At 47.5% G+C, this 24,652-nt stretch carries 26 protein-coding genes; 3 read left to right on the forward strand and 23 right to left on the reverse strand.

The window, feature by feature from the left end:
• Positions 1–10: 10 nt before the first annotated feature.
• Genes yajC through secF form a run of 3 tightly spaced genes read left to right on the forward strand, consistent with a single transcriptional unit; the run spans position 11 to position 3,272 of the window.
• On the forward strand, positions 11–340 hold the full coding sequence (gene yajC / locus OC23_RS06225; RefSeq protein ID WP_004775585.1) for a preprotein translocase subunit YajC: 330 nt from the start codon (positions 11–13) through the stop codon (positions 338–340).
• 51 nt (positions 341–391) lie between these two features.
• Positions 392–2,293: a protein translocase subunit SecD gene (gene secD / locus OC23_RS06230; protein WP_038343599.1), complete on the forward strand. Its 1,902-nt coding sequence runs from the start codon at positions 392–394 to the stop codon at positions 2,291–2,293.
• Between the two features lie 10 nt (positions 2,294–2,303).
• Complete coding sequence (gene secF / locus OC23_RS06235) at positions 2,304–3,272, forward strand: protein translocase subunit SecF (protein WP_038343600.1); 969 nt, start codon at positions 2,304–2,306, stop codon at positions 3,270–3,272.
• Between the two features lie 86 nt (positions 3,273–3,358).
• Here secF and OC23_RS06240 read toward each other — a convergent pair whose 3' ends face one another.
• The 23 genes from OC23_RS06240 to OC23_RS06350 all read right to left on the reverse strand — a co-directional run bounded on the left by OC23_RS06240 (position 3,359) and on the right by OC23_RS06350 (position 24,652).
• Positions 3,359–4,012, reverse strand: a complete 654-nt coding sequence (locus OC23_RS06240) for a 4'-phosphopantetheinyl transferase family protein (protein ID WP_038343604.1) — start codon at positions 4,010–4,012, stop codon at positions 3,359–3,361.
• 22 nt (positions 4,013–4,034) lie between these two features.
• Positions 4,035–4,469, reverse strand: a complete 435-nt coding sequence (locus OC23_RS06245; protein ID WP_038343606.1) for a hypothetical protein — start codon at positions 4,467–4,469, stop codon at positions 4,035–4,037.
• Positions 4,470–4,483: 14 nt separating this feature from the next.
• A complete protein-coding gene (locus tag OC23_RS06250; protein ID WP_038343608.1) occupies positions 4,484–5,707 on the reverse strand; it encodes a beta-ketoacyl-ACP synthase in 1,224 nt (407 codons plus the stop codon).
• Positions 5,707–6,432 (reverse strand): 3-ketoacyl-ACP reductase FabG2, encoded by a 726-nt coding sequence (locus OC23_RS06255; protein ID WP_038343609.1) that lies wholly within the window; start codon positions 6,430–6,432, stop codon positions 5,707–5,709. Before OC23_RS06255 ends, OC23_RS06250 begins: the two co-directional genes overlap by 1 nt.
• A gap of 8 nt (positions 6,433–6,440) precedes the next feature.
• Positions 6,441–6,878 carry a 3-hydroxylacyl-ACP dehydratase gene (locus OC23_RS06260; RefSeq protein WP_038343610.1) on the reverse strand — a complete coding sequence of 146 codons (438 nt, stop codon included), beginning with the start codon at positions 6,876–6,878 and terminating at the stop codon, positions 6,441–6,443.
• Positions 6,879–8,081 carry a beta-ketoacyl-[acyl-carrier-protein] synthase family protein gene (locus OC23_RS06265; RefSeq protein ID WP_052209147.1) on the reverse strand — a complete coding sequence of 401 codons (1,203 nt, stop codon included), beginning with the start codon at positions 8,079–8,081 and terminating at the stop codon, positions 6,879–6,881.
• Positions 8,078–8,632, reverse strand: a complete 555-nt coding sequence (locus OC23_RS06270) for a DUF3261 domain-containing protein (RefSeq protein ID WP_038343611.1) — start codon at positions 8,630–8,632, stop codon at positions 8,078–8,080. Before OC23_RS06270 ends, OC23_RS06265 begins: the two co-directional genes overlap by 4 nt.
• 1 nt (position 8,633) lies before the next feature.
• On the reverse strand, positions 8,634–9,929 hold the full coding sequence (locus OC23_RS06275) for an NAD(P)/FAD-dependent oxidoreductase (protein ID WP_038343612.1): 1,296 nt from the start codon (positions 9,927–9,929) through the stop codon (positions 8,634–8,636).
• 25 nt (positions 9,930–9,954) lie between these two features.
• The gene (locus tag OC23_RS06280) at positions 9,955–12,267 is read right to left on the reverse strand and encodes an MMPL family transporter (RefSeq protein WP_038343614.1); all 2,313 of its coding nucleotides are present in this window, start codon (positions 12,265–12,267) and stop codon (positions 9,955–9,957) included.
• The gene (locus OC23_RS06285) at positions 12,242–12,913 is read right to left on the reverse strand and encodes an outer membrane lipoprotein carrier protein LolA (protein ID WP_038343615.1); all 672 of its coding nucleotides are present in this window, start codon (positions 12,911–12,913) and stop codon (positions 12,242–12,244) included. The genes OC23_RS06280 and OC23_RS06285 overlap by 26 nt, the downstream gene beginning before the upstream one ends.
• Positions 12,906–13,334 carry an acyl-CoA thioesterase gene (locus tag OC23_RS06290; RefSeq protein WP_038343616.1) on the reverse strand — a complete coding sequence of 143 codons (429 nt, stop codon included), beginning with the start codon at positions 13,332–13,334 and terminating at the stop codon, positions 12,906–12,908. The genes OC23_RS06285 and OC23_RS06290 overlap by 8 nt, the downstream gene beginning before the upstream one ends.
• Positions 13,335–13,343: 9 nt before the next feature.
• The gene (locus OC23_RS06295) at positions 13,344–14,909 is read right to left on the reverse strand and encodes an HAL/PAL/TAL family ammonia-lyase (RefSeq protein ID WP_038343617.1); all 1,566 of its coding nucleotides are present in this window, start codon (positions 14,907–14,909) and stop codon (positions 13,344–13,346) included.
• A 1-nt stretch (position 14,910) separates the two neighbouring features.
• Positions 14,911–15,843, reverse strand: coding sequence for an acyltransferase (locus OC23_RS06300; RefSeq protein WP_038343618.1), 933 nt, complete (start codon positions 15,841–15,843; stop codon positions 14,911–14,913).
• Entirely contained in the window at positions 15,843–16,583 is a 741-nt protein-coding gene (locus OC23_RS06305; RefSeq protein WP_038343619.1) for a glycosyltransferase family 2 protein, read from the reverse strand. The genes OC23_RS06300 and OC23_RS06305 overlap by 1 nt, the downstream gene beginning before the upstream one ends.
• 8 nt (positions 16,584–16,591) lie before the next feature.
• Positions 16,592–18,259, reverse strand: coding sequence for an AMP-binding protein (locus OC23_RS06310; RefSeq protein ID WP_038343620.1), 1,668 nt, complete (start codon positions 18,257–18,259; stop codon positions 16,592–16,594).
• 6 nt (positions 18,260–18,265) lie between these two features.
• On the reverse strand, positions 18,266–18,817 hold the full coding sequence (locus OC23_RS06315) for a septation protein IspZ (protein WP_038343621.1): 552 nt from the start codon (positions 18,815–18,817) through the stop codon (positions 18,266–18,268).
• Positions 18,814–19,062, reverse strand: a complete 249-nt coding sequence (locus tag OC23_RS06320; RefSeq protein ID WP_038343622.1) for an acyl carrier protein — start codon at positions 19,060–19,062, stop codon at positions 18,814–18,816. The genes OC23_RS06315 and OC23_RS06320 overlap by 4 nt, the downstream gene beginning before the upstream one ends.
• A gap of 10 nt (positions 19,063–19,072) precedes the next feature.
• Complete coding sequence (locus tag OC23_RS06325) at positions 19,073–19,333, reverse strand: phosphopantetheine-binding protein (protein ID WP_038343623.1); 261 nt, start codon at positions 19,331–19,333, stop codon at positions 19,073–19,075.
• On the reverse strand, positions 19,317–20,138 hold the full coding sequence (locus OC23_RS06330) for a lysophospholipid acyltransferase family protein (RefSeq protein ID WP_152607804.1): 822 nt from the start codon (positions 20,136–20,138) through the stop codon (positions 19,317–19,319). Before OC23_RS06330 ends, OC23_RS06325 begins: the two co-directional genes overlap by 17 nt.
• Positions 20,123–20,737: a beta-ketoacyl synthase chain length factor gene (locus tag OC23_RS06335; protein ID WP_038343624.1), complete on the reverse strand. Its 615-nt coding sequence runs from the start codon at positions 20,735–20,737 to the stop codon at positions 20,123–20,125. Before OC23_RS06335 ends, OC23_RS06330 begins: the two co-directional genes overlap by 16 nt.
• Before the next feature lie 250 nt (positions 20,738–20,987).
• Positions 20,988–22,397, reverse strand: a complete 1,410-nt coding sequence (gene der / locus OC23_RS06340) for a ribosome biogenesis GTPase Der (protein WP_038343625.1) — start codon at positions 22,395–22,397, stop codon at positions 20,988–20,990.
• A 414-nt stretch (positions 22,398–22,811) separates the two neighbouring features.
• Positions 22,812–23,954 carry an outer membrane protein assembly factor BamB gene (bamB, locus tag OC23_RS06345; protein ID WP_038343626.1) on the reverse strand — a complete coding sequence of 381 codons (1,143 nt, stop codon included), beginning with the start codon at positions 23,952–23,954 and terminating at the stop codon, positions 22,812–22,814.
• Entirely contained in the window at positions 23,954–24,652 is a 699-nt protein-coding gene (locus OC23_RS06350) for a YfgM family protein (protein WP_038343627.1), read from the reverse strand. The genes bamB and OC23_RS06350 overlap by 1 nt, the downstream gene beginning before the upstream one ends.

A 24,652-nucleotide genomic window follows, 5' to 3' on the forward strand; every position in this document is an offset into this window, starting at 1 on the left:
GGAAAACGAAATGAGTCTTTTCATCTCTACTGCTCACGCTGCCCCGGCTGCTACACAAGGTCCAAGCTTGATGGCTAACTTGTTGATGATCGCGGTATTTATCGCAATCTTCTATTTCTTGATCTGGAGACCACAGGCAAAACGTGCCAAAGAACACCGTTCTTTGATCGAAAGCCTGGGTGTCGGCAGTGAAATCGTGTTTGCTGGTGGTTTAATGGGGAAAATCATCAAACTCGAAGGTGACTTTGCAGTTGTTGAACTTACTCGCGGTGTTGAGGTAAAAATCCAGCGTGCGAGTGTCATTTCAGTATTACCTGAAGGCACATTAAATAACCTTTAATCATAAAATAGTCGTGCCTCAGCACGACTTTTTCATTTAAGAAGAAAGCGAATGCGTTACCCTGCATGGAAATATTTACTGATCCTGGTTGTCCTTGTGATCAGTACGTTATATGCACTTCCAAGTCTGTATCCAGATGAGCCTGCCGTCCAGATTTCTGGCGCGAAAGCCGGCACCAAGATCGATCAGACCATCGTGCAAAAAGCTGAGCAGATTTTAAAAACTGCCAATATTAGCAGTCACGACAATAGCTTCACCAACAATGCGGCATTATTACGTTTAAGCTCTTCTGAGGCGCAGTTAAAAGCCAAAGAAGTGCTTCGTCGTGATCTTGGTGATGACTATGTGGTTGCACTCAACCTGGCGCCAACGACACCAGAGTGGTTGCAAAAGATTGGTGCGAAACCGATGAAACTCGGTCTGGACTTACGTGGTGGTGTACACTTCTTGCTCGAAGTTGACATGGATAAGGCCATTAGTCAGCGTATGGAAACCTCTGCGACTGATCTACGCCGTCAATTCCGTGATAACAAAATCAAGTTTAACAACCTGGCGTTAAGTAATAACACCATTACGGTTCAGTTTGCCAATAATGCAGACCGTGATGCAGCCACTGATTTCTTGCGTCGTAATGGCAATGAGTTTACCCAGCAGGCAGTTGCAACCTCATCTGGTGCAACCTTAAAGCTGAATTATACCGATGCCCGTCGTCAGGAAATCCAGTCTTATGCGGTAAACCAGAACCTGACCACCTTACGTAACCGTATTAACGAACTGGGTGTGGCCGAAGCTTTGGTACAAACACAAGGTAGCAACCGTATTGTGGTTGAATTACCGGGTGTACAGGATACAGCGGAAGCAAAACGTGTCCTGGGCCGTACAGCCAATCTGGAGTTCCGTCTGGTTGCAGACAGCAATGATCAATATATCGATCCGTATACCGGTAAATATAACGGTCAGCCGCTTCCTCCTGGCACTGAAGTATTCGCTTACCAGTCACTGGATAGCGGTCGTCAGTTATTGTTACAGCGTAACCGTATCTTGACCGGTGAACGTGTTCAGAACGCAAGCTCCGGCTTTAGTCAGGACTCAGGCGGCGCTGAAGTCAACATCACGTTAGACACGGCGGGCGGTAAGCTCATGTCTGATGCTACCCGTGGTGCTGTTGGCAAACGTATGGCGGTACTGTTTATTGAAAATAAACAGAAAATCTCTTACGTTGCAGACCCGAATACTGGCGTTCAGACTGAAGTGCGTACCCCGTATACTGAATCTGTGGTGATCAATGCGGCCACCATTCAGGCAGTGCTGGGTTCACAATTCCGTATTACCGGTCTGGACTCACCACAAGAAGCGGCCGAGCTGGCCTTGATGCTGCGTGCAGGTGCACTTGCTGCGCCGATGTACTTCGTAGAAGAACGTGTGGTGGGTCCAAGCCTGGGTCAGGAAAACATTGACAAAGGTGTGTTATCAACACAAATCGGCTTCTTGCTGGTTGCCATCTGGATGATCGTGTTCTTCCGTTTATTCGGTCTGATCGCGAACTTTGCCTTGGTGTTTAACTTGGCCATGATCTTGACCGTGATGTCTTGGATTGGTGCTTCCCTCACCCTGCCGGGTATTGCCGGTATCGTCATTACCATTGGTATGGCGGTCGATGCCAACGTCCTGATCTGTGAACGGATACGGGAAGAAATGCTCTGGGGCGCCTCGCCCAAACAGGCGATTGTGGCGGGTTATGACCGGGCCTATAACACCATTCTTGACTCGAACCTCACCACCTTCCTGGTTGCGTTTATCCTGTTTGCGATTGGTACAGGCCCGATTAAAGGCTTCGCTGTAACCTTGATGATCGGTATTGTCTGTTCGATGTTTACGGCCATTACCGTTACTCGTGCCATCGTCCAGCTCATTTATGGCAAACGCCGTAATTTGAAAAAGTTGAGTATTTAAGGAGATTCACATGACTGATCTGACTCAACCAGACTCAAAACAATACGGTCGCCCGGATAACCTGAAAATTATCCCGTTCATGAAGATTGCCAAACCGGCGGCAATCTTCTCAATCCTGCTGACGATTGCCAGTATCTTCTTTATCGTGACCAAAGGTCTGAACCTCGGTCTGGACTTTACGGGCGGTATTTCTGCCGAACTGAACTACAAGCAAGGCGTTCAGCCAACGCAAGTGGTGCAGGCACTTGACCGTGCCGGCTTTAAAGATGCAGTGGTACAAACCCTGGGCAGTAATACTGACCTGATCGTGCGTATGCCTGTGCAAGAAGACCTGAATGTTGAAGACCTGAGCAATAGCATCACCAAAGCGGTTCAATTGCCGAATAACACCGTAGAAGTCCATAAAGTAGACTCTGTGGGTGGTGCCGTCGGGAATGAGCTGTATGTACGTTCTGCAGGTGCTGTTGCACTGGCCTTGATCCTGATGCTGATCTACGTGACCATCCGCTTCGAGTTTAAGCTTGCGATGGGTGCGGTCATGTCGTTATTCCACGACATCATCATTATTATTGGTGCATTCGCATTGTTCCAATGGCCTTTCGACTTAACCGTACTTGCAGCGGTACTTGCCGTGATCGGTTTCTCGCTCAACGATAACATCGTTGTATCGGACCGTATCCGTGAGAACTTCCGTAAGATTCGTGGCGCAACACCGCGTGAGATCGTTGATATTGCACTGACAGAAACCTTACGTCGTACCATCCACACCTCGATGACCTTGTTACTTGTGGTTCTTGCCATGATGTTCCTGGGCGGTGATGGCTTACACTGGTTCTCGGTTGCCATGTTTGTCGGGGTATTCGTGGGAACTTACTCATCGATCTATATCGGTACAGCATTCGCTTTATGGCGTGGTCTGAATCGTCAGGACTTTATTGTTCAAGTGAAACCTGAATTTGAAGAAGAAGAGATTCCTTAAATTCCTCTCCTTTTGGATTCAAATAAAATGCCAGCAATATGCTGGCATTTTTTATCGCGTTAAAATCTGCTCTATCTGACGCCGTTTTAATACTGAACAATCTGAATTTTTGGAAACTGAAAACCTCGGCAAGACTGCTCTGCCCGCCATGCCAGGGTGACTACGATTTTCTGGTTCAGGATAAAGTTCTGGTAGGCAAAAGTACCAATCAATGGATGCGAACACATGCCGCCCTGATTGGAGGGATGCACCTGTGTATTTAAACTATTCAGATCCAGACGAATCCCCAGTCCGGAAGCTTTTAAAATTGCTTCCTTGGTGGTCCAGACTCTAAACCAGTATTCAAGCTCCTGCTCTTGCTGTTGCCAGATCTGGTATTCCTCGGGATGAAAGGCATGCCGGGCCAAGGCATCATAACGGACTTTACGGTCCAGCTCTTCAATATCAATGCCGATATCTTGCACACGTTCGCTCATTGCCAGCGCATAATGGTGCTGGCTATGCGAATGATTAAAATGCAAGGCATGGGAACTTAAAAAGGGTTTGCCATGCTCATGTCTGGCAAATATCAGGTCATCGACAGCACAATCCAGCTGCTGAGCCAGAAGCTGATTACGCCGGGCCTGAATCTGCTGCTTTTTATAATGATTGAAGCTTGTTAAATCGGGAAAATCTGTTTTATGCTTTTCAAGCAGTTGAGCCAATGCCTGAACATGGATTTCAATTGCACGTGTCGTCATTGGCTTAACCTCATCGCATCATTTAGAACTTAACGATATCGCCTTTTAATGCAACACTCGCCACTGCCATGCCTTTATAGCATTGATAGGTAGTCGGGTTTTGGGATTCATTCTTTTTAAAATAGCTCACAATATTGGTCACGGCATTGGCACCACGCGCTTTTGCGGCTTTGTCTAATTGTATCAATGCAGAACGAAGTACCCAGTCACATGACTTTTCAGCTGACTTACCAAAACCATTGGTCTTCTGATTGGTCACGATATCTTGCTCTAACACCTTGCCACCGGTTTGGGTGCCTTTCAGATAGAACTTTACGGTTCCATCTAAAGTACCATCAGCAACTGCACGATCCACAGCCGCTTTAAAGTCAAAATTATGTACCGTATCTGCTGCTTGAGCAGATGCAGCGAAACCTGTACTTAGAATTGTTGCTAGAAATAATTGTTTCATTGACATTATTATGCCCCTCGTTATGTTACACGTTTAAAAATCAGTGACGTATTAATACCGCCAAAAGCAAAGTTATTGCTCATCATGATCTTGATATCACCCGTTCTTACCTGTCGAGCAATATAATCCAGATCGCCACATTGCGGGTCGACTTCATCCAGATTCAAGGTTGGAATCAATTGTCCGCGCTGCATCATTTCAATCCCTAACCAGGCCTCAATGGCACCACAAGCCCCTAACGTATGTCCAAAATAGCTTTTTAAGGAGCTGATCGGTTTACGTCCCAGTATCCGTGCAGTGGCCTGACTCTCTGCAATATCACCCTGATCGGTAGAAGTGCCATGCGCATTGACATAGTCAATCTGGCTGGCGTCCAGTTGGGCATCTTTCAGCGCCATTTGCATGCATTGTCCCATTCTTTCAGTATCAGGCCGGGTGACATGCTGTCCATCGGTATTGCTGGCATATCCCATAATCTCAGCATGGATCTTGGCTCCACGCTGCTTGGCATGTTCATATTCTTCAAGAATCAGACAGCCGGCACCTTCACCAATCACCAAGCCATCACGTTGCGTATCAAATGGGCGTGGTGATTTTTCAGGATGATCATTCATGCCACTAGTCGCCAACAGCACATCAAACACGGCGGCACCTGCGGCACTCAGTTCCTCTGCGCCTCCGGCAATCATAACGGTCTGTTTGCCATATTTGATCGCTTCATAAGCCTGACCAATCGCCATTGAGCCCGAGGTGCATGCACTTGAAGTCGGTAAGGTCAAGCCTTTTAAACCGAAGTAAACCGTCATGTTTACAGCACTGGTATGCGACATCATCCTGATATAAGTGGTGGCATTGATCTTACTCATATCCTGATCAATCAGCATATTGCCGAACTCGCGAACGGCATCAACACTCCCCGCAGAAGAACCGAAAGCCACACCGGCATCACCACTTTGCAAGATCTCGTGATCAATCAGTCCCGCATCGTGTAATGCATTTTCCGCACTGATCACAGACATGAGGGCCACACGTCCCATACCACGCGTAACCTTGCGGTTAAAATGCTTGGCAACCTGAAAGCTGGCGACAGGTCCCGCCAGTTTGGTTCTTAAATCTGGATATTGCTCCCACTCCGGCATATAGCAAATACCACTTTTACCCGCATGGAATTGTGCAAAAATTTCATCTGCAGTTTCACCTAATGAGGTGATACCTGCCATGCCTGTGACCACAACACGCTTCATCAGATCAGTCCTCCATTGACCGAAATCACCTGACGGGTAATATAAGATGCCTCATCTGAACATAAAAATTTCACCACGCCAGCCACTTCATCGACCTGTCCCATGCGTTGCATCGGAATCATTTTTAAGGCGTGCTCTTTAACTTCCTCTGTGACCATTTCCGTTTCAATCAGGCCGGGTGCAACACAGTTCACCGTAATTTTGCGCTTGGCCAACTCCAGAGCCAATGCCTTGGTCGCGCCGATCAACCCTGCTTTGGCTGCACTATAATTTACCTGTCCGCGATTGCCCATAATGCCCGATACCGAAGACAACGTGACAATACGTCCACCTTGACGTAAATGGATCATCGGCATAATCAAAGGCTTAAGCACATTATAAAACCCATCTAACGAGGTCGAAATGACTTCATCCCAGTCCTGATCGGTCAAGGCTGGAAAAGCCCCATCATGGGTAAGGCCGGCATTTAGCACCACGCCATAAAAAGCCCCATGCTGTTCCACATCCTGTTCTAATAAGCTTTTAACACGCTCACGTTCATTCACATCAAACAGTAAATAATGGCTGTTTTGTCCAAGACCTCGAATCTGCTCAACCACTTGTGCGGCTTCCGCTTCACGCGAACGCGCATGAATGGTGACATCAAAACCGGCCCGGGCCAGTTGCAATGCAATTGCCTTGCCAATCCCGCGACTTGAGCCTGTCACTAATATTCTTCTATGCATGGTTGTTCCTAAAACGATAAAGTCTGTGTCGATTGATCTGTCGGCTCATAAACACTTAACATGGCACTAATCACCTGCTCATCGCAGTGAATTTCGCATGAAAACTGCCCTAAACCTTCATGCAGATATTGCTGTTCAACCCGAATTGTCAGTGTTTTTCCTAAAGCATAATGGGAAAAAGGCAATTGCATTTTTCGTGTTCCCAACAGGAATCCGAGCTTGGGCGGCTGTTGTGATTGCTGCCCCATCCAGCCGGAATAGGCACTGATGGTCTGTGCCATAATTTCAATGCTTGTCCAGGTCGGCAAACCTTCTGCTTCGCAGAACATTAACCCGGGGCGAATGCTCAGTTCGGCAATGGCATAACCTTCATGGACTTCCACAAGATGATCAATGAAGATCATGGGTTGTTCATGCGGAATATATTGAATTGCATCCAGTTTCATTTATGTTCCCGCGCCAAATAACAAGCTGATATTACTGCCCCCGAAGGCAAAAGAGTTACTCAATACATAATTGATGTTCCCGGCCAGCAGAGGCTCAGAAACATAATTTTGATCTGCCAGATCAGGATCAATGTCTGTGTGTTGATGCACTGGCAACCAGTGCTGATCTTTTAATAGCTGAGTACAAATAAAAGCCTCTATTGCACCCGCAGCTCCCAGACAATGTCCGGTCTTGTGCTTGGTACTGCTGATCGCCACATGCTGGCCCGGGAAGACTTGCCGGATTGCCTTGATTTCCATGGCATCATTTTGCGGTGTCGCAGTGCCATGCAAATTGATATAGCCGACCTGTTCAGCTGTAATCGCGGCACTCTCCAGCGCACGCTGCATTGCAGTCGCGGCACCCAAACCTTCAGGATGAGGTGCCGAGATATGCCAGGCATCCATCGACTCGCCTACACCATAAAGCATGATCGGTGCAGAAGTTCTGGTCAGTAAAAACAAGGCAGCGGCTTCACCAATATTAATGCCGTCACGATTGATGCCACAGGGTTGGCAAATGTCCGCCGATAAACTTTCCAGACTATTAAAGCCGTTTAAGGTCAGCTGGCATAGGGTATCCACCCCACCGACCAGAACCGCATCGGCCAATCCTGCCTGAATCAAACGTTGTCCGGCAGCAAAGGCCTTGGCACTCGATGAACAAGCCGTCGAAATGGTATAGGCCGCACCTTGCCAGTCCAGATAGCGTTGCAGGGCTTTCGCCAGACAGCCCATTTCCTGTGGCTGATAAGAAATCTCAAGCGATGTATTGCCATTAAAATACTGTTTCAGCAACTGTTCACTATCAGAAATGCCCGAGGTTGAAGTTCCCATCACAATACTGAGACGTGTTGGATCAATGCCGGCAGTCTGCTGTTGCAGTTCAACCTCAATTTTTTGCAGCGCCGTCAGGGCAAAACGTAGATTCCGCGAAGCAAAGGTCTTTAACGATTCTGGCACCTTGTCAATTAACGCCTCTGCATAACGCCCGACCCAAACCGGACGATCGGCTAACAGTCCGCTTTCCAGTGTCAGGGGATTGGCGGGCGTCGTTAAATGTTCGCGAATATGCTGAATCTCCTGCCCCAGTGCCGACAGTCCGACACTGACCGGAATACCAACCGCTTGCAACGGTGCTTGCAGGGATAACGACTGGTTCATGGCTGCCTCCCTTGCTCAGGCTGATCGCTATTTAAGGTATTTTCAATCGGGCTTAAAGTCATGCGATAAGGCACTTGCACATTATCCAGCTCAATGGCATTGCCATTTTTCCGGATCTGCAAAATAACTTTCTGCTGAATCAATACCTGTTGTTGATCGGTATCATTTTCAACAGTGACGCCCTGTTGCCCCAAGGTTGCAAATTCAGGATAGGTTGCAAATAAAATATCCCGTACCACAAACTCAAAAGGCAGTAAGCGCATCTGGTCAATGCGTTGCTGTACCTTGACCTGCTGTCCATCAAACTGGAGCTGAAACAAGGCTTGTCCTGTCAGTCCTAGACCGACCAGACTCAGCTGTTGCCCCTGCTGTTGCTGATACAGTAAAAAACTAAAGCTTTTGTCTTTCCACTGTACTTCAACCTGATCCTGGCGTTGATAGTTCTGTGCAGGCCAGTGACTGCTTTGCAGCCCTTGCGCATGCGGTGTGAGCTGACAACCGGTAAATAACAATACACTACAGCACACTAGGCTGGCCCAAATCCGTTGCATATTAAACCTCTAAGGCTTTCTCTTGTGCCATACCTTCACGGCAGTACTCTGCCAAGGTACTTAAACGGCGTTTGGCATTTTTATGAATCGGATTGTGATCATCCCATGCATAACCCGCCAGCAGGGAAGCAATCATGCGGCGGATTCCCTCATTTTGCTGGGTTGCAAATACCACATCCTGAAACTCACCTTCATACCAGGATTCTACATAGGCACGGAACACCTGAATGCCCTTGCGTAAAGGCATTTCATATTCCTGCATCCAGTCAACCGCTTCCCCCTGCAACATACGATCCAGCAAAGGAATCGCCAGACTGGAAGATTTCAGGGCAATGGTTACCCCTGAAGAAAATACCGGATCAAGAAACTCCCCCGCATTGCCGAGCAAGGCATAATTACGTCCGGCCAAGTGTTTTACATTGGCAGAGTAACCGACCAAGCTACGTACCGGTGTATCAAATTTTGCTTGCTGCAATACAGCCGATAATGCAGGATCATCTGCCAGAATACGTTTCAATAACGCCTCTGGCTCATTTTGTGTCGCATCGTCACCATGATAACGGTCAAAGAAATCCTGCTCTGCCACCACACCAAACGAAGCGCGGCCATCGGCAAAAGGAATCAGCCAGTACCAGGCCCGGCGGTCTTTTTCATGTACCGTAATCAGGATTTTCTCACGATCGAAATCGGCACGCTCACCAATGCCATCTTCAATATGAGTAAATAAGGCACGGCGAACCGGGAAGTTTGACGGACTTTCCAATTCTAGAAACTTCGGCAAGATGCGCCCAAAACCGCTGGCATCCAGTAAAAATCTGGCCTGAATTTGATAGGGTTGCTGAGCTTCATCCTTCACCGTCAGCACCGGATGTTCAGCCTCGACATCGACTGCAATGACTTCATGTCCAAAACGGATATCCGCACCGTATTGCTGTGCCTGCTGCGCCAGTAAATGATCGAAATCGGCACGGCGGACTTGCCAGGTTGTACCAGGACCTTCACTAAATTTCTCAGTAAAATCATAGTAACTGCGTTTCTCACCACATAAAAATGCTGCACCATTTTTAAACTGGAATGCATGTTCTGCCACATGCGCACGCACCGTGTCCAGCAGTCCCGCTTCTTCCAGAAACACCATACACTGCGGCAACAGCGATTCACCAATTGAAAAGCGTGGAAAATATTGCTTTTCTATTACCGTCACGGCATAGCCTTTTTGACGCAGCAAAGCTGCTGCTGAGCTGCCCGAAGGCCCAGCCCCAATAATCACCACATCGGTATGTTGTACAGTATCCATCTCCCCCCCCTAAAACGTCACTATTCTAATGCTCTTGTAAATTTACAATATGATGTTGATCGGCCGGTGTCAGCAAGGTTGCATAAATAAATGAAAAGATGACGCCCAGTAATACAGTGAGACCGAAACAGTGAATTGCATAAGTATGACTCAAGGACAAAAGCCCAAAGCCCAATAAGGTCGACATCATACACAAAAACAATGCCATGCCAACCACTTGCGGGTGGTCATGTCCATGGCGATAAAAAATCGCATAGTCCACCCCGATCCCGATGATCAGGAAGGTCCCCATGATACTAAACAGGTTGATTTCCACACCTAGCCATGCCTGTACGGCAAAGGTACTGACGAGCGCCAGGGTCACAGGCAAGACCAGGGGCATGACCGAACGCCTGCCATAAACCAAACCTAACCCCAGCGCCAGTCCCAACACGGCATAGATCAACAAGTGCTGGGCTTGCTGGCGGTGTTGTGCAAATGCTGTGGAGAGTGTACTGACCGGTTGCTGGAAAGCAATCTGCTCTGATTCAAGCTGCTGCAATAATTTCGCCTGTTTCACCCCACTGACCATCACCAGACGTTCAGTTGGATTCGGCTGTAAAAATGCCAATGGATGCTGCTGAAAAACCTGCTCTGTTAATAAAGGCTGCTGCTGTAATTGTTGTTGCCACTGCTGTACATCTGCAAACTTTAATCCCATTTGCGCTGCATATTCTTTTAGTGCTGTCACTGGAATTTGCTGCAGCAATTTCACATTCTGCTGTTGCTCGGTCAATGGTGGAATCCATTGTCCCAAGGCCTGAAAGCTTTCAATCTGGCCTTGTGCCTGCAGGTGTTGCAATTGCTGGACTAATTTTGACTCCTGCTGTTCCAGCTCAGCGCCTGAATTTGCCCGCACCACAAAATAGTCGCTACTTTGCTGTTGCCCGAACAGGGAACGAATATACTGATCTTCCTGTTTCAGCTTGCTGTCCATGCTTTGCAAATTACGGATATCATCATTCGCTTGCAAAGTGAATAGACTGACTCCCCCGATCACCAGAATAGTTAAAATAAAGCCATAACGAAGGTTCTGATGTTGCTGGAACCATTGTCTTGCCTGCCCGATCCAGATCAGACGGCGAATGGCAGGCTGCGCATTTAACGGCGGCAAACGAGGCAATAGCAACACACTGGTGATCCACGCTGCAACCAGACCGACAATCGAAAACACGGCAATTTGTCTAAAAGCTGGAAATGGCGTGAAACTGAGAAAAATATAAGCCACCACCGTTGTCATTAAGCCCATAAACAAGCTGGGTAACAAAGGGGTTAGAATTTTAAAGCCATCCAGTTGACGGTGCTGCGATTGCATCGCCATAAAATAGAAAGAAAAATCGACACAGACCCCGATCAGGCTTGCCCCAAATACCAGTGTCATCAGGTGAATTTCCCCAAATAGCAGATGGGTCACAGCAAATGCCAGCAAGCTGCCCGTCGACACGGCGATAAATTCAGTGATAAGTGGACGAAATGAACGGAAACCGAACCAGACCAGGAGAATGAGACCAAAAGTCGAACCTAGGCCAATGGTTGAAATTTCCTGTTTTGCCGACTGGGTACCGAAATTAGAAAATAAAATGGTTCCGGTCCAATGTGACTTGACCTTGAGCTGTGCAAGCTGCGGTTTTAGCTGTTCAATCCAGCCTGTGACCTGTTCCTGATAATCGATGTTATAAGGACTCTGTTTTAATTCCAGTACCAACAAACGTGAAATTTTATGGTCATCGTGTATGGTCGCAAAACCATGCTCCAGTTCAATATTGCTCGAAACCTGATTTGCCACGCCGAACATATAGCGCGGAAAAAGCAGTAAGGGGTCCTGCTGTAACGAGCTCGCAGTAATCGGCATGCCGACACTCATGAGTTGCATTAGGCTCTGCTCAGTGAGTGCTTCATAATCCCCTTGCTGTAAGAACTGCCGGTCTTGCTGGTTCAGCAAGCCTGCCCGATGCTGATATAACTGTTTGGAAAATTGTTCTAAATCGAGTTGGGGTTTCAGAGGTTGCCATAAACCGCTCTGTTGTACCTTCTCTCCTAACAGTCTTGTGGCCTGCTCCAGTGCGGGCTGGTCTTGTGCCTCAACAACCACAAAGACTTTCTGGTTAAGCTGGTCACCCATGTATTGCTGGGTCTTAGCCAGTGCCGGATTGTGCTGGGTTTCAGGCAACAGCGCAAAGATATTGGTCTGGATATGAATATCTTTCTTCAACCATGCAATTGCAAGTGCCAGTCCAACAAGGGTTAAAACAATTAACCAGATGGCGGTAAATTTATTTTGCCAGTTGGAAAAGCGCATCTTCAGCAGCCGTGAGTTGGTTCGGTTGAGTCGTTTGCTGACGGAATAAAATCGTGGTGCTGTTATTGGCTTGTTCCTGAATCACAATTTTATTCACATATTGCTGCCCTTGCGCATCAATTCGCACAAACAGTTTTTTAAACAATCCTGATTTAGGCGTCAGGGCAATACTCCAGCCCGTTGGCCGGTAATCCGCCGATACGACATTAAAATTCTTCGCCAGTGCCTTTTCATCACCCGACATCAACTGTAAAAATAAAGTCGCAACCGAACTGTACGGTGACTGCTCAATCTGGATCTGGCTATAGGTTCTTTGCGTTTTCTGTACCAGTTTCTTTGGCGTAACGATCAGGTCTGCCTGCACAGGACGCTTAATTTGCCACAGCACACCACTGGATTTGGCAAAGGTTAATGCCCCATTGGATATAAAAGTTTTATTCAAGCTTGCCAGTTTCTTTTGCTGCTCAAAATCGGCACGCACGATCTCACTTTGAGACAGCTGCTTAAAAATCGATGAGACCTGTCCGGTATTGGCAGAAGCTGCCATACTAAAACCGAGCAACACGCTCCACACCACACTGTGCAGTGCTAACCAGTGACGTTTTTGCAGCAGGCGCTGTAAGAGTCTCGAGAACAGATTAATCATGCTGATACTCCTTAAATGCTTCCCAGCCGTTCAAACAGTCCAGTAAAATTTGCGGGGACTGGAAACACATTTCACGAGTGGCAATGTTCACCGCAACTTGTGTGGTATAACCCTTGGTTAAACGGCGTCCAGTTTCTGCATCCAGAATCAAATACTCGATTTTTAAACGATTTTCCCACTCTTTTAAAATGGCACGGACTTTGATTTTCTGCTCGAACTCAATGCCCTGTACATAACGTACATGACTTTCAATCACCGGCCATGCATAGCCTGAAGCTCGCATCTGGTTGTAGTTATAATTAAACTGTTCCAGCAACTTACAACGTGCGATTTCAAAATACTTTAAATAATGTCCATGCCAGACCACATTCATGGTATCGACATCATGAAAAGGGATTTCAATGATTACCTCTGCGTGCATCTGTCGCTCCTAGACCTGTTGCTGAAACTGATTCAACAATTCAAAGTTGTCGAAACGATCAATGATTTGTTGTAGTTCGGTTTGTAATGGACGGTCTTCTTCAAGTAATGCAAAACTTTGTAAGGTCCAGGCCACAAAGGCTTTCAACGTTGGACTCAGTTGTGAGACCCCGCCTTTTAAATGCACCGCCTGTACACTGGCACAACATAAGGCTGCCAGAACCTGCTGCGTCAGGGTAATCACACGCGTGGCATCCCGTGCCGCAATGGTGCCCATACTCACTTTGTCCTGATTATGACATTCGGTCGAACGAGAGAAGATAGAGGCGGCCAAGGTATGCTTCAAGGCTTCAGCCGTCCAGGCCGACACCCCGATTTGCACGGCTTTAAAGCCATGATTCAGCGGTAAGCGGTCTGCACCAGCTCCTGTCAGGTTACGCGGTAAACCATGATTCATTTTATGGTCGACCAGTTGGGCAATTTGCCGGTCCATCAGATCGGCAATATTGGCAATCATGATCTTCAAACTGTCCATGGCCTGTGCAATATGTCCGCCATAGAAGTGTCCACCATGCAGTACCCGTAAATTCACAGGATCGATCAACGGATTATCGTTACTCGAGTTTAATTCATTTTCAATAAACTGGCGTAACCATGTTTTGGAATCTTCAAACACTCCAATAATATGCGGTGCACAACGTAAGGAATAACGGTCCTGCAAACGTGGAGTTTGATGTGCCGTTTGTACTTCACTATTCAGCCATTCACGTAGTTGCTGTGCAATCAGTTGCTGCCCCTGATGCGGCTTTTGCGCAAACAGAACCTCATCAAAATGGCTTGGATTCCCTTCAAGTGCCAGTACATTTAAGGCTGTGATCAAGGTACTGGCCAATGCCACCTGTTCAGCTTTTTTATAGTTTAAGCAAGCAATCGCCGTCATCACTGCGGTGCCATTCATCAGTGCCAGACCTTCTTTCGGGCGCAAGATGAGTGGTGGAATGCCTTTGTCGGCATAGATCTGGGCAATCGGCACAATCTGGCCTTGGGCATAGACATCACGCTCCCCGACCAGAGCACCCGCAATATAGGACAATGGGGTCAGATCACCACTTGCACCGACAGAGCCTTCTGATGGAATCACAGGAATGATATTTTCATTGAGCATCCAGACCAGACGCTCCAGCAGGGCCAGAGAAACACCGGAATAACCGCGTGCCAGAGAACACAGACGCGTCACCACAACCGCTCGTGCCGTGATCAGGTCCAGATTTTCGCCCAAACCACAGCCATGAAAACGGGACAAATGCAAAGGCAGCTCATTGACCTGATGCATGGGAATTTCAACCAGACAGGAATCACCATAACCGGTGGTTACCCCATAGATTACCCCCTCATCCAGCAACAGCTGATCTAAAAAGTCAGCACCACGCTGGATCAGCTCACGCCATGCTGCCGATGCCGGTAATGCAACCAGACATTCCTGTCTGGCAACCGCCACGACATCTTCGATACTGAGCGCGGCTTCCCCAACGGTCAAAACAGGCTTGACCCTTGCTCCAATTTGACTTGCATTCACGTTATTTTGTCCAGAACTGATAAAAATTAAACCATTGATAGGGTGCCCGCAAGCAATGCTGCTCCAGTACCGCCACGTATGTCTGGGTAACCTGCTGCATACTGGCCAACCGGTCCTTACGGGGTAGCTGTACCCGGTCTGCAATGCGGTGAATATGTACCTGAAACCTGTGCCCGGCACGATAACAAAAGACAGCCAGTACCGGTACTTTCAGCAAGTTTGCCAGAATCCATGCTCCCTGCGGAAAGTCAGCGGCTTTGCCCAGAAATGGGATCGTTTGCACCCGATCAGATTGCACGGGAACACGGTCTGCGGCCACGATCACCCACTCTCCCTGCTCCATCTTGTCCTGCAACAGCATCGCGGTTTCAATCCCCAGTTCATCTACCGCAATTAGATTGACGTCGGCCTTTGCATTAATTTTTTTTAAAAACCGGTTAAATTGAGACGCGTGTCGTTGATAGACCAGTACATTAATTTTTTGTGGATGTTCAGATTTGACCGCACGCAATAACTCGATATTACCAAAGTGCGATACCACAATAAGGGTGCCTTTTTGATAATGCTGCTGAAAATGCTCATGTCCGGATAGCTGTAATTGCTGTTCCGGAATATGCCCTAGCCAGCCTTCAATTTTATCTAAAATACATTCACCGAATTGCATAAAATGCGTATAGCTATTGGTCCAGTTCGGCAAGGTGTCAAATGGCGATTGTGTTCCTGCAAACTGGTGCAGACGTTGTAGATATTGCAATGATGCCTTGCGTGCAGTTACGGCAAACAGCCAGTACCACATAATAATAAAGTACAGCACGACACGGCACAGCCAACGCCCGCCACACCGGTAAAACCCGAGCATCAGCAGCAGCGGCAGCATCCCTCCCCGCTCTTTAACCTGATACCAGCGATCCTGCGAAGTTTGCGGTGTCGTCATCAGTCCGCCTTGAACTTATGCCAGATCAGTTTCGGAAAGCGTAGCAACATTCCCCCAAACAGGCGGGCATGTGTCTGGCTTAAACCCAGATTATCACGCCACACATTAAAATGTGATACCCCATGTTCCGGATAGATAACCCGGGTCGGCACATTGACAAAGGGCGTATTTTCCCATTTTAACCGGACCAGAATTTCACTATCGAATCCCATTCTGGGCTGAAAGGCGACAGCTTCAAGTACGGCCAGGGTCTTTGCCAGAGGATAAATACGGAAGCCGCACATACTGTCTTTAATTTCAAACGACAAGCTGTTTAGCCAGACCCAGAAATGGGTGACATAACGTCCATAAAGCCGCTTTTTCGGTATCGAGGCATCAAAGACCGGTTGCCCGATCACCATCGCCTGAGGATGCTGCTGTGAGATTTCAATAAATTTTGCCACATCTTCCCAGCAGTGCTGTCCATCTGCATCTAATTGCAGTACATGCGTCATTCCCAGCCGCGAAGCATGTTGCAGGCCAGACATGACTGCCTGCCCCTTGCCCAGATTGACTGGATGCTCGACCAGTTCTACCTGCTCATACTGCTGTGCCAGCTGATGCAAAATTGCGGTACATTCGGCATTACTGCCATCATTTACCAGAATAACCGGATAGGGAAACCGTTGCAGGTACTGAACCAGCTCGACAAGATAATGAGGATGATTATAGACCGGGACAACAATGCAATATTTCAACATAAGTACTCCTAGGCACCCTCAAGCATAAACAGTAAACGCCCGGAGGCCAGAACCTGTTGTCCTGACGTCATTTCAAAGCTGACTTTATGTAGCTGACGGGTCAGTTTTAATTGCACCACGGCATAAGGGCGAATCAGGTTCTGAAACTTGAGCTGTTCAATCCCCTGACACCAATTTAAATCAGACCAGCTATTTCGGGCAAACTGCTGGATAAAACTGATCTGCCCGACCCCGGGATAAATCGGACGGGCTGGGAAATGGCCTTTAAAGCACGTCAGTTCAGCAGGAAACTGTAAACTGAAATATTGCTCGTCCTGCTGCTGCCACTGTGTTAAGACCACAGGTTGCAACATCGGCCCGAATAAGGTTTTGAGATAATTTTTATCCCGCTTAGACTGTGTATTCTGGGGAATCTGGCTCAAAAAACGCCACTGCCGGGGAATGGCAATGGCTTCAAGGCTAAACTGTAACTGCTGTTTCAACTGCTGTACAAATGCAGCTTTGCCCACTTCAAGCAACTGCTGCTGCGCCTTCGCACCCAGCACCACTATAGCAGCCAGAATTTGCCGGTTCTGGTGCTCCAGCAAGAGCGTGTGACTTTGCTCAATCTCAGGCAGGGCATTCAGACTGTGTTCAATCGCATCCAGGCTCAGACGTTTTTCTTCCAGTTTGACAATGCGGTCCAGTCTTCCCAGAAGCCTGAATTGCTGATGATCCGTATCAGCCCACTCCGCAGCATCACCAGTGATGATCCAGCCAGATTCTCCGGCATGGTCACTTCGTACCATCAGTTGGGTGCTTGGTGAAATCCGGATCTCGACATTGTCAAAAGCAGTCCACGCCGCCTCGTCCTGGTGACGATGTGCAATCCCCCCGGTCTCCGAACTTCCAAGCACTTCCACGATCGGTACATTCAGATAAGGCCGAATGCCTGCATCCAGTTTGCCACCCGAGCTAAACATAAAGTCACACTGCTGCAACTCCAGTTCCTGCGTCCAGCGTTTCAACAAAGCCGGACTGGAAACCACATAGTTAGACCAGCCCTGCTGGGCCAGACGCTGTTGAGCCTGAATAACATCTTCCGGGAAAGCCAGTTGCGCATTAAAAAAAGCCCGTCCCGTTGCCAATGGCAATAACAGCTTGAATAATAGCCCATAAATATGCTGGTGACTGACCGTAGCGATCGCGACACTAGAAGGCCTGATTTGAAAGCTTTTGGCCAGTCCGGCCACTTCATTGAACAGTTGCTTTAGCGTACGTTCGATCTTTTTCGGTTCGCCGGTTGAACCCGAGGTAAAGAAAACAACCTCAGCCCGACTCAAGAAATCTTCCTGTTGTATTTTACGGAGCAATCCCTGCTGGTCATGCCCAGTGCCAGCTACCGGCTGACGACCGAGAAAATAAATATCCTGTTGGGCAAACTGCTGTTCCAGATCACGGACACGATGAGGCGGTAAAATGATTTTTTTATTGGCCAGTAAACCTGCAAAAAATAACAGCAGGAACTGATAACTATCTTGTTCCCACAGTGCCCAGCTCTCCTGGCTGAATTGCCGGATGATGGCTGCCTGCTCAGCGACTTCTTGCCAAAACTCGGCATGCGTGATTATTTTTAAGTCAGAAGTAACGCAAAAGGCTTTTGCTGCATCAACAGTACGATAAAAAGAGATAGGCATAATATTTTAAGAGGGGGTTTGATTTAAACGTTGATGTCTTTTTCGCAGAATATATTCACCGAGCAATAATATTCCCATAAACAGGTAAGACAGCAATCCATTATAAATAATCCAATATTTCATCGGTGCAAATACGGTTGCCAGAGCAATCATGGCATTCAGTGCAAAAAAGCCACACCAGATCCGGGTCACTTTCCGTGTCCAGCGCACGCCGGATGCCGGCAAGTCTGGCTCGACCAGACGTGCAAACCGCTCGATCATGGACGGCGGCCGATAGAGTGTCAGGGTAAAAATCAGCAAGGCCCCCAGACTCATACCAACAGGATACAGCTTGAGCCAGGCATGATCCTTTAAGATCAGGCTCAGCCCGCCACAGATAACGGCCAGGCCTGTCAGCGGCAATAACAGGTCTTTTTTGGCACTCAGGAAACGGCCTATTCCCAAAATCACCAGTAAAATGCTGACCCAGAAAAACTGTCCATATGACAGGCTCCATCCGACAATAAAGGGATACAACACAAAAAATGTGATCAATCCCCCTCTGAACAGATGCTTCATTCAGCCGTCATGTTTTGAATCACGGTAACAACATCTTGTACTGTTCTGACCGCTTTAAAATCTTCCGGTTTAACCTGCTTGCCAGTCAGTTCCTTAATCTTGACCACCAGATCGACTGCATCGATACTGTCTACATCCAGATCTTCATATAAATTGGAATCAAGCTGGATATCGTCCGGTTCAATTTCAAACAAATCCTGCATCCATTCTCTTAATTTTGCCAGCACCTGTTCTTGAGTCAACATGTCCTACCCCTTAACCTGCTTGCTGTGCTTCAACCAAAGCCACCAGGCTTTGTACGGATTTAAAATGTTGTCTGGTTTCATCCGATTCTGCATTCAGATGAATGTTATAGCGTTTTTTCAATGCCAAACCCAGTTCCAGGGCATCGATTGAATCCAGCCCTAAACCCTCACCAAATAAAGGAGCTTCAGTTTCAATATCACTGATGCCAATATCCTCCAAAGCGAGAACATCAATAATCATTTGCTTTAATTCATCAGCAAGATTGCTCATTTTTCGATAACTCATTATTAAAAATTTGATAAAAATATTGATTCAGCTGACGTACCTGTTTAGGCGAAATTTCTGAATCTGCCAGAATATCGTGGACTTCAATGTGATCAAGTACCTTGATCTCGATATGAAAAGGCTGTGCCGGCACATGATACCATTTTTCATTTTTGGTTAAGGTAGACGGCGTGCACCGGATCAGGACAGGACGAACCGGAACATGAGCGCGGATTGCAATATTGGCCGCCCCACGTTGAAACTCATTCAGGCAAGAGCCTTTTTCAGTTCGGGTTCCTTCAGGAAAAATCAGTAATGAAGCGGCATTCGGCTCTTTCAGGCGGCTTACACAATCTTCGACAAACTGTTGCGAACCTGCATTTAAAATATAGCCGGCACTGCGCACCGGCCCACGCGTAAACGGATTTGACCAGAGTGACTGCTTGACCACGCAATTGGCCTGCTGCATGAGCCCGATCATGATCACCACATCAATCAGGGTCGGATGATTGGCAATAATCAGCTCCTGTCGGCTGTGGTAGAGCTTATCCAGCCCTTCCACCGAATAGGTCATGATGCCCAGCTTGACCATCATTTCAGTAAAACCTTTAAAGCTATACCGGATAATCTGTTGCGCGCGTTGCTGACGTATTTCAGGATTTTTACTGCTAAGCCGCACAACCGGAGCCACGACAGCCGCAATCGCCACGCCCCCCAGACCAAAACTGGCAAAGCTTAATCCTGTGGCCGCCACACGCCAGCAATAGTTTGCTTTTTGTTGAAGCTGCTTCAGCGCTAACATTTTTTCCATCTCTTTGCAGACTGATTCATTTCACTTGCTTGCCAGAACCGGTAAAACTCCAGACCTTCCATGCTGGCACTCCCCGATAGCTCGAGCACCTCGAGATTAGGCTGCTCCAAGCTTACAACCGAAGCAAGTACAAATGCCGGAAAGTCTTGTGCGTCATTGTATACAGATGGTAAAGCCTGGTCATAGGCCACCACCAGAACCTGAGCAGTACCGGCACGGGTCTTTAATACGGCATATGCCTCGATTAACGCTTCTGTCCATTCACAACTTAAGCTGGTTGAAGGCGTCGCATCCTGACATAAGATCGAATACAGCCCTGCGATGGCATTATGGACCGAAGTAGAGAATTGGGTCGGTGATGGAGGCTGTTGTTTTAACACATCCTGCAAAATATCCAGTGTTTTTTGCTCATCCCCATATCTGGAGGCCCATACGATATAATCGACATGCTGACCGTCCAGCGCCGTCAATGCACCATGTAATGCCAATTTTGCCAATGGCGACAGACGCCGGCGTTGCATCGCAGGAATCGCATCCAATGCAGCATAATTTGGCTGCATATAGCTCAGCTGAAGCTGCTTTAGATGTAACTTGAACATGCAATGCACAATCCTGAATAGGTTTTAAATAGAGAAAAAAATGATCTGTTTTTTGCGCTGGGCATTATAGCACTGGTACGAAATTTAACAAAAAAATAGGTTTTATTAAATTTCAACAACTTAGCTTTAAAAAGCGTAAAAACGGTGCAGAGTGCTGGCTGCTGCTACATCAAGCAACCATCACCACCGTGGTGACACAACCAATAAAAAAGCCCAAAGCAAAGTTTGGGCTGCTGGCATCAAGACCGGCTTAACGCTTGAATTTCTTTTCAGCTTTTTTGAATTTCTGGATATAACGGCGTTTACGTGCGGCAACACGCTCATCCACCTGCGATTTACGGCCTTCAAATGGATTTTCCGAAGTCTTAAAGTCGATTTTTACCGGGGTTCCTTCAAGCTTATAAACCTTACGGAAGACATTTTCCAGATAACGGCGGTAATCGGCTGGTGTCTTATCGACCTTGTTCCCATGAATCACGATTGTTGGTGGATTTTGTCCGCCCATATGCGCATAACGCATTTTAATACGGCGGCCACCAATCATTGGCGGCTGATGCGCTTCAGTGGCATCATTTAAAATCTGGGTAAGCTTGGCAGGAGAAACCTTCAGGTTGGCAGATTCATAAGCACGGTGAATCGACGGATATAAATCTCCCACTCCGGTTCCATGTAAAGCCGAAATCAAGTGAATTTTTGCCCAAGGAATAAAATCAAAGCGGCGCTCGACATCAAGCTTGCACTGCTTACGGTCGTACTCGCTCATGTTGTCCCATTTGTTGATTGCAATCACCATGGCACGACCGGCTTCAAGCGCATAGCCAATCAAATGCAAATCCTGCTCAACAATCCCTTCACGCGCATCAACCACCACCACAACAACATGCGCATCTTTCATGGCTTGCAAGGTTTTAACGATTGAGAACTTCTCAATCATCTCATCCACTTTACCTTTACGGCGTACCCCGGCTGTGTCAATCAGGGTATATTGACGACCATCACGCTCATAAGGAATGTAGATCGAGTCACGGGTAGTCCCCGGCTGGTCAAAGGCAACCACACGCTCTTCCCCGAGTAAACGGTTCACCAAAGTCGATTTACCCACGTTTGGACGACCGATAATCGCGAGACGCAAACCGGTATTTTTGTTGTGCTCGTCCGGATTTTCATCTTCCGGCACCTCGGCCAGCACTTCTTCAAGCATTTGCTGTACGCCACGGCCATGGCTGGCTGCAACCTGCATCGGTTCGCCCATACCCAGCTTGTAAAATTCAACCAGGGCTGCCTCGGCATGTACACCATCTACCTTGTTGGCAACCAGATGAACTTTCTTACCTAATGTACGCAGTTCACGGGCAATTTGTTCATCTGAGGCCAGTAAGCCGGCACGGGCATCTACCACAAAAACGATAATGTCTGCTTCATGGATAGCCGTTTTCGACTGCTCAGCCATGTAAGAGTCAATACCACCTTCACTCTCACCGATACCACCCGTATCGACAACAATGAACGATTTATTTTGATATACCGCATCACCATATTTGCGGTCACGAGTTAAACCAGCGAAGTCAGCAACCAAAGCATCACGACTTTTGGTGATTTGGTTAAATAGCGTTGATTTTCCGACATTTGGACGACCAATGAGCGCAATAACGGGTTTCATAGATTAACCTTGATATAGAGAATAACCTTGAGGTATGAATGATCATAATGGGATCTTGCCGAGTCTTCATCCTGTTCGGGAATAAGCCTTCAGCTCGACCTACCTTGCGAAACGTTATATTTTCATTCCGGAATAAGTAGGCAAAATCATTGTCATCCGCATGAGGAGCAACCAGGGCTGCACAAGCTTCACTATCAGCAAGTCACTGGACCCATAAACAAACCGCATCTCATCAATGCTGTCCTGCCTCAAACAGTTGCGGATGACGTTTTCGAGTATCATCTTTGATTAAAAATCTGATACCGAACTCAAGTAAATAAAATAAAAATTCGGGGTTTTGATCATCAAATACCCCGATATATGTTTTGTCTAGCAATTGCCAATCCGGTTATTTTACCACAAGCGCAGGTAAAATTATCGATTCTGCCAAATGCTTAATGCACCTTTTCGTGTGGCGACATACAGCTGATTGTCAATCACACGTAAGGAACGGACTTCTCCGCTGGTTTTGGCACGGCCAACCAGTTTACCAGAAGCCGGATTGATCAGGTGAAGTACCCCATCCAGATCACCCACCACCAGATTCTGTCCCAGCACAACAGGATTACTCAACTGACGGTTAAGCAATTCTTCATTTTGCCAGACCAGTTCACCTGTAGTCAGGTTATAGGCATTGAGCTTGCCATCAGTGGTCGTTACAAAAACCTTGTCTTCAGCAACTGCCGCACTGTTGGTACTGCTGGCATCCTCACTCCACACCACACGCTGTGAAGCAAGGTCTGTTACAGTGACCTGCCCCTGAAAGCTGGTAGTGACCAAGAATTGACCGGCAACAACCGGATCACCAACCACATCAATCAGACGCTGAATATCGGAACGGCCATCGCTAATTGCTACACGGCGCTGGAAGCGCGGAACACCGCTAATGATATCCAGACCATATACATAGGCATTGGCTGTACCAATCAGTACGGTGCGTTCATCCAGACGGACCGGTGCCGGCTGGCCACGTAAACTAAACTGGACATTTGGCAACTTATAAGCCCAGACTTGCTGGCCGGTAACGGTATCATGCGCAAATACGGTGCCATCATTGGCAATGGTAATCACACGACCCGACTGGATTAGGGAAGGCGACAAAATTGCGCCAGACAGTTTTGCAGTCCACTTTTGCTCGCCCGTGGCTTGATCCAGAGCAAACAGCTGTCCCTTACGATTACCAATGACCACAACCCCTTCACCCGCCTCGACACCAGCAGTCAGTTCTTGCTTGGTAATCTTGCTTTTCCAGAGACGTTGCTTGCCTTTGTAAGCAGACACCTGACCATCCGGATCAATGGCAAAAATCACGCCATTGTCGGTGTCTAGCTGTAAACGTAACGCTTCAGCAGCATTGGTAGATGAAACGCTTTGTGAAAAAACCAGGTTCAGGCTTTGTTCTTGTGTAATTTTCGGCAATGGATTAGGTTTAGCCTCTTTTACTTTATTGCTCGAACATCCAACAAGTAAAGCTGAAGCAATGGCAATTGCCAAAGGAAGTTTTAGTTTGTTCTGCATTAAGACTCATCCACTTTGGTATCTAAGATCGGGCGCTCAAACTCAGGATCATCTACTAAAACGCCAACACTTTCGAGTTTAATTTGTAAAAGCTGACGCTCCTGTTTGCGCTCAAGCAAATTGTCCCACGCGCTCTGATACGCCTTACGGGCAGATTCATTGTCTTTCTTCGCAACAAAAATATCACCACGAAGTTCGTCAGCAGTGGCCTTGAACGCCGGTTCTGTCACACCCGACAAGGTTTTGAGTGCTTCATCAAACTTGTTTTGTGCCAGCTGTGCATCAGCCAGACGCAATTTTACAATTTGTACCAAACCCGCATCTTTCAGCTTCGAGTTTTCAACTTTCTTCAGGGCTTTTTCAGCAGCAGCATAGTCCTGCTTGTCATAGGCAAGCTTGGCCATGATAAATTGTGTCTGGATCGCCTGTGCAGAATCCGGATCTTCCTTCACAATCTTATCTGCAGTTTCTGATAAAGCGGCCAAGGCATTGGGCTGACCTGCGGCTGCTTTGGCCTCATCCATCAACTTCTGTACCTTGGCAGTCTGGTTCTGGGACTCAGCAAGATTCTTTTTTTGCCAGTATTCCCATCCGAAAAAGGCAATCAGGGCAATGAGAATTCCGCTAATGATGGCAGAACCATATTTTTTGGCAAACGACTTTAACTGGTCGAGTTGTTCTTCATCACTTAAGCTCAT

It is taken from the genome of Acinetobacter sp. A47, from assembly GCF_000805455.1.
Lineage (GTDB): Bacteria > Pseudomonadota > Gammaproteobacteria > Pseudomonadales > Moraxellaceae > Acinetobacter.